General features: G+C 36.3%; 10 protein-coding genes. 3 read left to right on the forward strand and 7 right to left on the reverse strand.

Going from position 1 to position 13,056, the window contains the following annotated elements; genetic code table 11:
* Positions 1–136: 136 nt before the first annotated feature.
* Positions 137–1,885 carry an aspartate--tRNA ligase gene (gene aspS, locus ACSHWW_RS03890; RefSeq protein WP_435681104.1) on the reverse strand — a complete coding sequence of 583 codons (1,749 nt, stop codon included), beginning with the start codon at positions 1,883–1,885 and terminating at the stop codon, positions 137–139.
* A gap of 233 nt (positions 1,886–2,118) precedes the next feature.
* On the opposite strand from aspS, the gene ACSHWW_RS03895 reads away from it, so the two are divergent.
* The 3 genes from ACSHWW_RS03895 to ACSHWW_RS03905 all read left to right on the forward strand — a co-directional run bounded on the left by ACSHWW_RS03895 (position 2,119) and on the right by ACSHWW_RS03905 (position 4,847).
* Positions 2,119–2,478, forward strand: coding sequence for a toxin-antitoxin system YwqK family antitoxin (locus ACSHWW_RS03895; RefSeq protein WP_435681105.1), 360 nt, complete (start codon positions 2,119–2,121; stop codon positions 2,476–2,478).
* Positions 2,479–2,650: 172 nt separating this feature from the next.
* A complete protein-coding gene (locus ACSHWW_RS03900; protein WP_435681106.1) occupies positions 2,651–3,334 on the forward strand; it encodes a TetR/AcrR family transcriptional regulator in 684 nt (227 codons plus the stop codon).
* A 172-nt stretch (positions 3,335–3,506) separates the two neighbouring features.
* A complete protein-coding gene (locus ACSHWW_RS03905) occupies positions 3,507–4,847 on the forward strand; it encodes an ABC1 kinase family protein (RefSeq protein ID WP_435681107.1) in 1,341 nt (446 codons plus the stop codon).
* Positions 4,848–4,924: 77 nt separating this feature from the next.
* Here ACSHWW_RS03905 and ACSHWW_RS03910 read toward each other — a convergent pair whose 3' ends face one another.
* The 6 genes from ACSHWW_RS03910 to ACSHWW_RS03935 all read right to left on the reverse strand — a co-directional run bounded on the left by ACSHWW_RS03910 (position 4,925) and on the right by ACSHWW_RS03935 (position 13,042).
* Positions 4,925–6,190, reverse strand: a complete 1,266-nt coding sequence (locus ACSHWW_RS03910) for a tail fiber domain-containing protein (RefSeq protein ID WP_435681108.1) — start codon at positions 6,188–6,190, stop codon at positions 4,925–4,927.
* A 307-nt stretch (positions 6,191–6,497) separates the two neighbouring features.
* Positions 6,498–7,892, reverse strand: a complete 1,395-nt coding sequence (locus ACSHWW_RS03915; RefSeq protein ID WP_435681109.1) for a tail fiber domain-containing protein — start codon at positions 7,890–7,892, stop codon at positions 6,498–6,500.
* A gap of 13 nt (positions 7,893–7,905) precedes the next feature.
* Positions 7,906–9,300, reverse strand: coding sequence for a tail fiber domain-containing protein (locus tag ACSHWW_RS03920; protein WP_435681110.1), 1,395 nt, complete (start codon positions 9,298–9,300; stop codon positions 7,906–7,908).
* Positions 9,301–9,423: 123 nt separating this feature from the next.
* Positions 9,424–10,704 carry an amidohydrolase family protein gene (locus ACSHWW_RS03925; RefSeq protein ID WP_435681111.1) on the reverse strand — a complete coding sequence of 427 codons (1,281 nt, stop codon included), beginning with the start codon at positions 10,702–10,704 and terminating at the stop codon, positions 9,424–9,426.
* Positions 10,705–10,752: 48 nt separating this feature from the next.
* Positions 10,753–11,925, reverse strand: coding sequence for an SH3 domain-containing protein (locus tag ACSHWW_RS03930; protein ID WP_435681112.1), 1,173 nt, complete (start codon positions 11,923–11,925; stop codon positions 10,753–10,755).
* Between the two features lies 1 nt (position 11,926).
* The gene (locus ACSHWW_RS03935; protein ID WP_435681113.1) at positions 11,927–13,042 is read right to left on the reverse strand and encodes an SH3 domain-containing protein; all 1,116 of its coding nucleotides are present in this window, start codon (positions 13,040–13,042) and stop codon (positions 11,927–11,929) included.
* Positions 13,043–13,056: the final 14 nt, after the last annotated feature.

Genomic DNA, 13,056 nt, shown 5'->3' on the forward strand with positions numbered 1-13,056 from the left:
TCGATATTCAAAAAACTACAACCGCATTTCGAGTGCCTCAATGCTCGATGAATTGCGAGGTCTGAGGTGGTCACTGAGTTTACCGAAGTGCTCTCGAAGACCGGAATCACCAACTCAAAAACTCAAAAACTCAAAACTATAAAGTAACCTTCAAATTCAATTCCGTCAACTGTTCTTGATCAATAGCACTTGGCGCATCTATCATAACGTCGCGACCACTGTTGTTTTTAGGGAATGCTATAAAATCTCTAATTGTTTCTTGTCCACCTAAAATGGAAACTAATCTATCAAAACCAAATGCTAATCCTGCATGTGGCGGCGCTCCATATTCAAATGCATCCATCAAGAAACCGAATTGTGCTCTTGCCTCATCTGGAGTGAATCCTAAATGATCAAACATTAAAGCTTGTAATTTCTTGTCAAATATCCTTACTGATCCACCACCTATCTCGTTACCATTCATGACTAGGTCATAAGCGTTTGCACGCACATTTCCTGGGTCAGTTTCTAGTTTAGCAATATCTTCTGGTTTAGGAGAAGTAAATGGATGGTGCATGGCGTGATAACGCGCTGTATCCTCATCCCATTCTAGTAATGGGAAATCTACAACCCATAATGGAGCAAATACTTCTGGATCACGCAATCCTAAACGCTCAGCCATTTCCATTCTCAATGCACTCAGTTGTGCGCGTGTCTTATCTGCAGGACCAGAAAGGACACATATTAAATCACCAGGTTGTGCACCGGTCGCTTGTGCCCAGTTGGCTAGATCTTCTTGATCGTAGAATTTATCTACACTTGATTTAAAAGTACCATCTTCATTGCAACGCACGTAGACCATTCCCAGCGCTCCTACCTGTGGACGTCGCACCCAATCAATTAATTTATCGATCTCTTTTCTCGTGTAGCTATTAGCACCAGGAACTGCTATTCCTACGACTAGTTCTGCCTCGTTAAAGATTTTGAAGTCCTTCGCTTTCGCGAAAGCGTCTAACTCACCAAACTCCATCCCAAAACGGATATCTGGTTTATCATTACCATATTTCTTCATCGCCTGCGCATAAGTCATGCGAGGAAAATCTGCGATGTCGATGTTCTTTACTTTTTTCAATAAGTGACGTGTCATTTCCTCAAAAATGTTCAACACATCTTCCTGTTCTACAAATGACATCTCGCAGTCTATTTGTGTAAACTCAGGTTGACGATCTGCACGTAAATCCTCATCACGGAAACATTTCACAATCTGGAAATACTTATCCATTCCACCTACCATAAGCAATTGCTTAAAAGTTTGCGGCGATTGTGGTAAGGCATAAAATTGTCCTTCATTCATGCGTGATGGCACGACAAAGTCACGAGCACCTTCTGGCGTAGATTTAATAAGTACAGGAGTTTCCACCTCTATGAAATCTTTACCTGCGAGAAAATTACGTACTTCCATCGCCACCTTAGAACGGAAGATCAAGTTCTCACGTACTGGATTACGACGTATATCTAGATAGCGATACTTCATGCGCAACTCTTCTCCACCATCAGTTTTATCCTCGATGGTAAAAGGTGGCGTTTTAGACTCACTTAAAATGTTTAATTCTTTTACTAGAATCTCAACGTCACCTGTGGACATTTTAGCATTTTTAGACTCACGCTCAATCACAGTTCCTTTCACTTGAATCACAAACTCACGACCTAGTTTTTGAGCTCTTGCTAATAGCGCTTTATCAGTGCGTTCTTCATCAAAGATGAGTTGAGTCACACCATAGCGATCTCTCAAATCCACCCAAACCATAAAACCTTGATCACGGCTTTTTTGAACCCAACCGGCAAGTGTTACTTCTTTATTTATATCGCTAGCACTCAGGCTACCACAATCGTGTGATCTATACATATCTATAAGTCTAATAAAGCTGCAAAAATAAGCCGATTTTCCACATCTCAAGTAGCAACCTTATAAAGATTATCAATTAATATTAATGTAAAACCTTAATAAAGCTATAAATAGTTAATACATAAATTACTCATTATCACTTTATTATAGCTTTAATGTAAATTTAATGTTACGTAAATGTTGCGTGTAAGTTTATAAAAATTTATATTTGAGTACATTAAAATGATGGAACGATGAAGAAAATACTTTTTATATGTGCACTTTTTGTAGGAGTACTTGCAATGGCACAGGATGTAAAACCACAGTTTGACAAGCAAGAAGACGGAACTATAAAAGCAACTTATTACTATTCAACTGGTGCTATTGCTCAAGTAGGAACGTTTAACGCAGATAATGAAAGACATGGTGAGTGGATTTCTTATAATCTAGAAGGACAAAAAAGCGCTCAAGCCGAATATCAAAATGGTGAGAAAGCTGGAAAATGGTTTTTCTGGAATGAGGAAAACTTAACTGAAGTAGATTATAGTAATAATGCTATTGTGTCTGTAAACACATGGGTAAATAAAAATCCAGTGGCTACTAATAAACCATAGAGCAACACACTATCAATCTAGAAAATCCCTCTTGAAACTTTCAAGAGGGATTTTTTTGTGCTTATTTCTTATAATCACACTCTTTACTACTGCAAAATCTTAACATAGTTTTGTTTAAACTTATATGGTGATAAGTTAAACAGGTTGTATCTTTACTTTAAAGTAATTGATTATGGCAACTGCAAAGAAAACTACCGCAAAAAAGACCACTAAAAAGAAGGAAATCACTCGTCACGACGTGATTACCGCTTATATGGACTATACTCTTGAGCATGAAAAAACTCCTAAAAGCATTTACAAGTTTGCTAAGGATAATAACATGACTGAGGCAGATTTCTATAACTTCTTCGGTAATTTTGAAGGATTGCGCAAAGAAATCTGGAACACTTTCTTCACTATGACTATGGATGTGGCTCATAAAAATGAGGAATATGCACATTTCTCTAACCGTGAAAAAATGCTCACGTTCTTCTATACGTTCTTTGAACTATTGACTTTGAATAGAAGTTATGTACTGTTCACACTACAAGAGAATCAGCACATGATGAGTAAGATGGAGCAGTTAAAAGGCTTGCGCAAACATGTAAAAGGATTTGCAAAAGAACTGATTCAAGAACGCAACGAGAATAAAACAAATCTTTTACTAGAACGTAGCGAGACTATATATAGTGAAGGTGCTTGGGTTCAAATGTTGTTTTTACTCAAGTTTTGGATGGATGATGATAGTGCCGGCTTTGAAAAGACAGACATGGCGATTGAGAAATCTGTAAACACGATTTTTGATGTTTTTGATAACACGCCACTAGATGCTGTTTTGGACTTTGGTAAGTTTCTTTGGAAAGAGAGAATGGCGTAGTTAAACGTAAATCTAAGTTTAAGTTTAAAAACGAGTAAAAAAACAAGTTCATTTTATTTACGCTTTCGCGAAAGCGTGATAATAACTATTTATCGCATTTTGAGAACTTTAATGCCCTGTAAAACGAGGTCTGAGGCTGTCGAAAACCGCAACACAGAATTATCCAGAAGCTATGAAAACACTAGACAAAATACCTACCAGTAAAATAGGCCGTACGACCGAGCTAGTGAAAACTGGTGCTAAAATAGGTGCCAATTACTTGAAATATTATTCTAAAAAAGCTGTGAATCCGTCCATGGATCGTTCATCACTCGATGAAGATAATGCGACCGACATTTATGACGGATTGAAGAGTTTAAAAGGTAGTGCGCTTAAAGTTGCGCAAATGCTTTCTATGGATAAGAGTTTGCTACCTGGTGCTTATGTAGAAAAATTTAGTCTTGCGCAATTTAGCGTGCCACCACTATCTGCACCGCTAGTACGCAAAACATTTAAAAAATATAACGGTGCTTTTCCAGAAGAGATTTATGATACTTTTTCAAAGGATTCTGTAAACGCAGCAAGTATAGGTCAGGTCCACCGAGCGACCAAAGATGGTAAAGAACTAGCAGTAAAAATCCAGTATCCTGGTGTGGCAGAATCTATAGGTAGCGACCTTGCAATGGTAAAACCAATTGCTATTAAGATGTTTAATTTAAAGGGTGAAGACTCAAAAAGATATTTTGCAGAGGTTGAAGATAAATTAACCGAAGAAACTGATTATACTCTTGAGGTAAAACAAAGTATTGAAATCACTGAGGCTTGTTCTCATATCCCTAATATGAAGTTTCCGCAATATTATCCTGAGTTGTCCAGCAAGCGTATTATCACGATGGACTGGATGACGGGACAGCACCTGAGCGAGTTTGCAAAAACTAACTTTACTCCTGAAACTGGGAATAAACTAGGTCAAACGCTTTGGGATTTTTACATGTTTCAAATGCACGGTTTAAAAGCCGTTCATGCTGATCCACATCCTGGGAATTTCTTAATTTCTAAAGATGAAGAATTGATTGCCATAGATTTCGGTTGTATTAAAGAAATCGTGGATGAATTTTACCAGCCATATTTTGAACTGGCAGTTCCAGCAAGTATTAATAATCCGGAAATATTTAAAGCAAAATTATACCAGCTAGAGATTTTACGTAAGGATGATAGCGAGAAAGAAATCGTTTATTTCAGTGCGTTATTTCACGAAATGTTGAGTTTGTTTACAAAGCCTTTCCAAGAAAAGACATTTGATTTTTCTGATAGCGCATTTTGGGATGAAATCTCGTCACTGAGTGAGAAGTATAGTAATGATAAGGAGTTGCGAAAGATGAACGGTAATCGTGGTAGCAAGCACTTCTTGTATATTAACCGTACGTTCTTTGGCCTTTATAATTTACTACACGATTTAAAAGCGACTGTGAATACGCATGATTATGTGAAGTATTTAGAGGAAAAAGGTTTTAAGAATCATAGTGCTTTGTAATTACTTTCTTCATATAAAATATCAAAGCAGTTGTCCTTAATTGAGCAGCTGCTTTTATTTTATGGACAAAAATTTAATTACTGCTTCTCCAGCATTTGTTGGACTAATGCTTTGAGATCATTAATTTCTTTTTGTTGAGTTTCGATCAACTCCTGTTGTTCCTGAGTAGCTTTAATGAGTACAGGAATAAGAGAATTATAAGCCATGCCCATTCGTTGCATTTCTACCTTCGAATACTCATTGGGGTTGCTTTCATCTAATAATTTGTAATCATGGGTTTTTACAGACTCAGGTACTAGTTGTAAAGCCTCTTGAGCAATAAGACCCAATTTTCTTTCATTAAAAGGATCCTGTTTTAGAATATAAGAAACAGGTCTCATTTGCATTACTTCATTCAAGCCATATGTTAAATTCTCAACATTTCTTTTTTCACGTAGGTCGGATACGTTGATAAAATTATCAGCAAAAACATCGTCCCAAGCACGTGCAGTGGTAGAAAACCCCAGGTCACGATTCAAATGAGTGGTTGGTGAAAAAGAGTTATTAATTGCTGTCTCAGAAGAAAGATCCAGTAAATATTCTACAGAACCAATTCCTACAGCAGTTCCTGTGGCCCCAACACCTCTATCAAAATCAACTACATAGTCAACAGTAACACCACCTATTACAGTGCCATTTTGAGAGTCTGAAAATGGATTAGCTGTCCCGAATCTAACAATATTCTCACTAGCGTCTAAAAGAATCATATTATTTCTACTATCTGATTCGATTCTAAAATCACGTGACAAACCTTGTTCATTGAATACAAATCCTGTATTTGCATCTAAATCAACAGATGTCAAACCATTCTCCATAATTCGGAAACGACCATCATCTGCATCATCTACTAAACTTGCAATAACGATACCTACGGTATTACCATCTCGCCAAAGAACATCGCTACCGAAAGTTGAACTACCGGCGCCAGATACTGTTAATTGATTGACACCATTATCTTGTACATGAAAATTTCCTGAAGAACTTAAATTAAAGGTGGCGTCATGGACTCCGAAGTCAATTTCTGTGGCTTGTGTCAATATTCCACCCAATCTTGTAACTCCAGAAGTCGTTGTAAGTCCGTTTTCAAAACTAGCTAAAGTTGTTCCCATTGATAATGGCGCCCATGCTGGTGTACTTACACTATTATCCCAATAATAGAAACCTCTGGTTACAGAACCATCTCCTGTAACAAATACTAATAATGCATCCTGATCTGCTGTAGGATTTGTAACTGGAAATTCATCAATATGAGGAATTAGTAAGCCATCTTCGTTAGTCGGTGAAGTACGACTAGATGAATGCAAATCTAATAGTGCGTTTGGATTTTCGGTTCCTATTCCGACCTGTGCTTCTAATGAAACACTTGCAAGCAATAAGAACACAATTATTAAAACTCCCTTCATAATTCATTTGGTTTAATTAGTATAAAACTAATAAAACTTAACCACAAATGAAATACGTACTTGTGTCGATTATTACGTAGTACTGCGTATTAAATCACCTCTTATAAACCACTCCATCCTTCATCACAAAACTCACTTTTTTACAATAATGACATTATTTTCTTGGTCTCAGAAATTAAAGAAAAGTCCACTAAGGAAATATTTCAATTTACTTCTTAGCTTTTTCCTTTTTAAGTAAGGCTATTTCTTTCTCGATGTCTTCAATCATTTCTTGTTGTTCTTGTACCGCTTTTACTAAAGGGACTACAAATTCTGCATAGGAAAGTGCATAGAGTTTATCATCCTTAGTAGGAGTTTTCACACCGCTAAAATCATAGTTAGATGCACTTGCTGCCGCTTCAACTTCTTGAGCGATAAATCCAGACATTTTAATTTTTTCAATATCGTATTTAGATTCGTAATCTGGAGTTTCTTTTTTACCAAGTAGTTTAGCTTGAGATCTTGTGTCAAGGTTGTATGTAACAGGTCTAAGTTTTGTAATAAAATCAAGACCTACGACATCTTCTTGAATGTTTTTCTTGATTCGACCGTCGGAATATGTAGAAAAATTAACCTCTCCTCTAATCTGTGTAATAAAAATATCACCTAGATGAACTCTGTTATTACCGTTTATACTGGTGGCATGACCTATAGCGGTTGAGTTATCAAAACTACCTGTTTCATAAGCGTCCTTTCCTATTGCTGTGTTGAAACTACCAGTCGTATTATCGTTCAGCGCATGTCTTCCTATAGCAACATTATCACTTCCTGTTGTGTTTTTTTCTCCAGACCAGTAACCTATACCTACATTATGTGTTCCAGTGGTTGTTTCTCTAAATGATTGATTTCCTATGGCAACATTTTCATTTACAGAGGTTCCATATTGTAATGCTAAATCTCCGATTGCGATGTTATCATTTCCATCTGTATTTGCGCTCAATGAATTAAGCCCAAATGCTACATTTCTAGAACCAGTAACATTTGCACCTAGAGCACTAAGTCCTACCGCTGTATTAGATTCACCAGTCGTATTTTGACCACCAGCATCTTTACCTATAAAAACGTTTTGATTATTGCTTAGGTCATCATTTGCCCCAGCATTATTACCTATAAAAACAGAATTTCCTGTATTAAGTGTGGAAATAGTTCCATTTGTTTCTAATCTTAATTTCTCAACATTATTCACTCTGAATGTGAGTGCTTGATTATCAGTAGTTCCCAAAAAATTAGTAGCACTATTAGTTCCTGCATTTCCTGTTAAGTTCCATTCTGTGCCTGTTTGATTAGTGGCAACTCTTTCCCAATTGGCACCAGTATTGTAATAGAATCCTGGTGTAACATCTCCTGCGGTTACTAGATTATACACTAACATACCCGACACGTGTGCTGTTAAAGGTGATGGGCTTGTAGTTGCACTCAAATTTAATCTTGGCAATAAAAGTCCTTGATTAGAGCTTGATATTTCTAGTATTGCATTTGCATTAGGAGTAATAGTTCCTATACCTACCTGACCCAAGGATAAAAATGGAATTACTAATAATAGAAAGTATATTTTTTTAATCATAACAGAGTTTCTTCTATAATTCATTTTTCAATTGCTGTAATTCTTCTTTTGCTTTCAATAATCGTTTTTGCTGTTCTTTCAGTGTTTGCACTAACGGTATGATGAACTGACTATATGTAACTTTATATAGTACTTCATCTTTCTCTGGTTGAAGCAAACCGCTAAAGTCATAATTTGATTCAATCGCTGCAGCTTCAATTTCTTGTGCTATGAAACCAGAAAACTTAATATTTTCAATATCATACTTAGAAGGATAATCTGGTGTTTTAGGGACGTTCATCAATTCATTCTGTTTATGAATATCCAGATTGTAAGTGACAGGTCTCAAATTTTTGATAAAATCTGTCCCTACTACATCTTCTTTGATATTCTTTTTTATTCGGCCGTCAGAGAAGGCAGCATAATTCACCTGACCACTTATTTGTGTTACAGAAGTATTCCCTAGATGAATTACATTATCTGCATTTACCTGTGTATTATATCCTATAGCCGTTGAATTCTCATAATCTCCAGTTAAATAAGCATTTGATCCAGCTGCAGTACTTATGTCACTATTTACTAACGATTTCATACTATCAAATCCTACCGCAACATTTTCTTCACCACTTTCATTTGCTAATAAAGAAGAGATACCAACTGCGGTATTTCTTCTTCCCGTTAGATTATTTCTCAGAGAATAATTACCGATGGATACATTCCTGTCGCCATCGGTATTTTCCATGGATTGATATCCTATAGCCACATTATGGTCAGAGCTCCTTAATTTTTCCAGCGCTCGAGCACCAATGGCATTATTATTTGCACCTGTTAGATTTCTTCTATGTGCATAAGCTCCTAACACGGTACTTCTTCTACCTATCGTGTTTGATTTTCCTGCATTCCTACCTACAAATGTATTTAAGTTAGTTGCGTTTGCTGGGAAGGCTACATTTACACTATTTAATCCAGCCTCTTCACCTATATAAGTTGAATTACCAGGAATAAAAACAGATAAAGTTCCATTAGTCTCTAGAGCATGATTAAGCACATTATTAGTTCTAAAGCTTAGAGCTCTATTATTTGTAGTACCTATATTATTGATTGAATTATTTGTAGAACCATTACCAGTTGTTAACCAATCTCCTGTAGCATAGTTCAAAATACGTAACCACGCAGAACCATTATTGTAGTAAAAACCTGGCGTTACATCATTAATAGTAGCATTATTAAATATAATGATACCTTCTACATGCGCCGTTAACGGAGCAAATGAAGTCGTGTTATCTAAACTAATGGTATTAATAAGTAGCCCAGCGTCTATAGATTCTAGATCTAGCATGGCGTCAAGATTAGGACTAGACGTACCTATCCCAACTTGTGCAATCGATAAAAAACTAGTAAAAAATAGAACAATGGCTGTTTTAAGCATATTCAGGGAGATATGTTAAAGAAAACCAAATATATCATTCCAAAGTCGTTAAGCAAACTTTTAATAGAATATTTAAGATCTTTTTCGACGACTTGTAAAATATCTACTTATTAGATTGATTACCTACCTCTTATAAACCACTCCATCCTTCATCACAAAACTCATTTCTTCCAGAATAGCAACGTTCTTTTCCGGATTTTCTGAGACCGCAATGATGTCTGCATAGAATCCTTGTTGGATTTGACCTATGTTGTTTTCTTCTTTTAAGATGATGGCTGGTGTAATGGTTGCACTTTGAATGGCTTCCATAACTGGCATTCCGGCTTCATTCATGTAACCAAATTCCTTTGTGTTTTTACCATGAGCAAAAACTCCAGCGTCTGTACCGAAAACGATAGGTACTCCACGTTTGTAAGCTCTTGCAAACGTTCCTTGAATTTGAGGACCTACTTCTCTGGCTTTAGGAATAACAATTTCTGGATAGAAACCTTTTACTTCGGCTTTCTCTGCTACTTCTTTTCCTGCAGTTATTGTAGGAACGAGATAACAATCCATTTTTTTCATTAAATCCATAGTTTCTTCACTCATGTAAGTTCCGTGCTCGATAGTTTTTACACCACCTAAAACAGCGCGACGCATTCCTTCATCACCATGCGCATGTGCAGCGACGTGAAATCCATAGTCTGCAGCAGTTTCTGTGATGGCTTTAATCTCTTCTATAGTAAATTGCGGATTGCTACCGTTTTTTGCCACACTCAACACGCCACCGGTAGCCGTAATCTTTATACAATCTGCTCCATTTTTATAACGATGACGCACGGCTTCTCTTCCTTCATCTGGTGAGTTTGCGACTCCTTCACGAGGTCCTGGATCACCCATTAATTTTTGATTGCTACCGTTAGTAGGATCTGCATGACCACCAGTTGTGGCAATGGATTTTCCAGCAGTAAAAATTCTAGGACCTGCTACTCTACCTTTGTTTATAGCGTCTCGCAAGGAGATATTAATTCCACTACCACCTAAATCTCTTACGGTTGTAAAACCAGACATCAATGTGATTTCGGCATATTTTACAGAGCTATAAGCAACATCTGCTGGGTCATCTACATATTTTGTGACATATGCATGTGGATTATATTCCGTCTCCATATGAACGTGCATGTCTGTAAAACCAGGCATGACCCATTTATCTTTTAAGTCTATATAAGTTCCATCTTCTGGCACGTCTAGAAACCCTTTTTCGACTTTGGAAATGCGATTTTTAACTACCGTAATAGTCATTTGATCTTGCCATTTCCCTTTTTTACTATCCAGCACATGACCAGCATGAATGTAAGTTGTCATGTCTTGAGCAATGGTTATAAATACCGTTAATAATAAAAGGATAGTGAATTTGAATTTCATAACTAATCATTTGAACCGTGAAGTTATGAAATTGCAATTTTAAAACAACTACAGAATCGTCAATTTCAAATATTGCCAGTTGTGTTCTTCTTTGCGATCATCATAATAAGTTCCCGTAACAGCACTATCTATAGGATGAACTTTTAAAATCAATTCCTTGTCTGATATCCAAAACGAACTATTCAAGTTTCCATCAATCTCCCAAGACTGAAAATTGATACTCAAATACTCGTGTGAATCTAGATTACTATCTAAATATTTGATTTCTAATTGCGCACCTGTCTCCATATAGAAATGTCCAAACTCAACAGAGTAATCAGATTGTGGAGAAATATTCAAATGAACCTGTCTTTTTTTACCAGTATTCATATCGATACCATAATATTCTCTTCCTTCAAAATCTGCGTAAAGAACATAAAGATTTAGTGCCTCAATTTTACCTAGATAATGGTGATTATAAGAGAACTCACCTAGCCACGGCTCGATAGTTTTTGTAAGTCCATTTTTTAAAGGCAAGTCAAATTTAAACCAGCCACCATCTTTTGCATTTCCTTCAGTATAAATATATTCTGGCTTATTAGAATAATCTATGTCATAAGTTGATGACTTCCTTTTATGAATAACATTTTCTAGCTCAACCGGTTCTAATTTAATCTTGGATTTTAGAAACGTCATGGCATCATTTCCATAATCAGATTTTATCGCGTTATTTATTGTTAATGGCTCCACATGTTCTTGATACCGTGGATAACAATCTATATAAGCACTATAATTATAGGTTTCTTCATCCACCTCATAGTAAGCACTGTATAAAATATCTTGAGAAGCATTTTTATAACCAAACTCATTAAAAAGATACAAAGCACTTTCAGGCAAGTCCTCTAAATGATAACTCAAATAAGCGCTGAACACATAACCGCCTGGATTACCTTTTAAATCTTCATAAGGAACACTTTTCCAAACTTTCACCCAGTAACCTTCTAGTTTCTTTCCATTATCGATGACATAAGTTTTTACATCTCTCGATCCTGGTGGTGACCAGTCTAGTTTTGTGCCGTATGGGAATTTTGTAATCACGTTACCTTCTGGTCCAGCGACATCGCGCATATTCAAGCCGTTTTTTGCAATAACATAAATACATTCTTTATCATAAGATGATGTGTTTTCCGCTTTCGCGAAAGCGTAATTCAACAACAATAAAAATGTAAGTAATATTCTCATATTAAAACTGAATCGTCCCTTTTAAATAAATTACTGATGTCTTACTTTGTATAGCATCATTTTGAAAAGCTGTATCCATAGGTAAAACACCTATGATAAACTGATTCTCTGCAATCCAGAAAATCCCACCTGCTGTAATCCAACTTGAAAATGTGATAAACGCACCTTGTGGTATCGTTTCTTCATCAAATTCAGTTACGGTAAAATAAGTAGTAGAATCAAATCCATTATAATATTCGGCAATCATGTATTCACCTCGTGGTGAGATATTAGGAAAACCACTGGATAGTATGCTTTTTTTCCCAGTAGTCCGGTTCACCATAATAACCTCTGCATCTTCTGCAAAGCCTGATATTAAATAACTATCGAGCTCATCAATTTGACCATAATACTCAGTTTTTGAAGCCCATTCTCCAGTGTGATCTTTTATTAAAATAGAATCTCTTCCTCCATCAAGAGGTAAATAATATTGTTCCCATTCTACTGGTCTGTAATCGTGCTCTAGCTTGAATTTTTTAGGTTGCCAGGTATCATCTATCTCATAGTTACCTATCATTTTTTGTTTGATATAATCTTCTAAACGCACCACTTCAAACTGGATGATATTTTTGAGTGCTTCTTTGGCAGCAGGATTGTTTTCATAACGCACATCACATTGCTGACCTGTTTCCCACATTTCACGACGTGATGAAACTCCCATGAGTGGCTTATAATCATCATGCGACGCAACATCATAGAGTTCTACAAAATTATGCAAACTCGCCGGCGGAATGGAATTTAAATGTTGTGATAAAAAAACATCAAATACATACATTTCTTGCTTCTGAGCATATAGATAATCATAAAATGTAGGCGCCACTTTCACCCATTGCCCATATTTCTTCACGCCATTATCTAGCACATGAGTTTTGCCTGTTGCAGGAACATTCTCAATTACTTTAAGTTGAGCTCCATAAGGTAACTTTTCAACGACATCATAATCTGTTCCTGGACCAGAACGTAAATTCAGTCCACTCTCGGCAGTTATAAAATAGCAGTGGCCTGGTTTTAATTGCGCTTTCGCAAAAGCGTGACACAAAAAAACCACTATAAAAAGAATGTTTAAGATTACTTTCATAGTGGTTCTATTAT

The sequence above is a fragment of the Nonlabens sp. genome (assembly GCF_051251825.1).
Classification (GTDB): Bacteria; Bacteroidota; Bacteroidia; order Flavobacteriales; family Flavobacteriaceae; genus Nonlabens.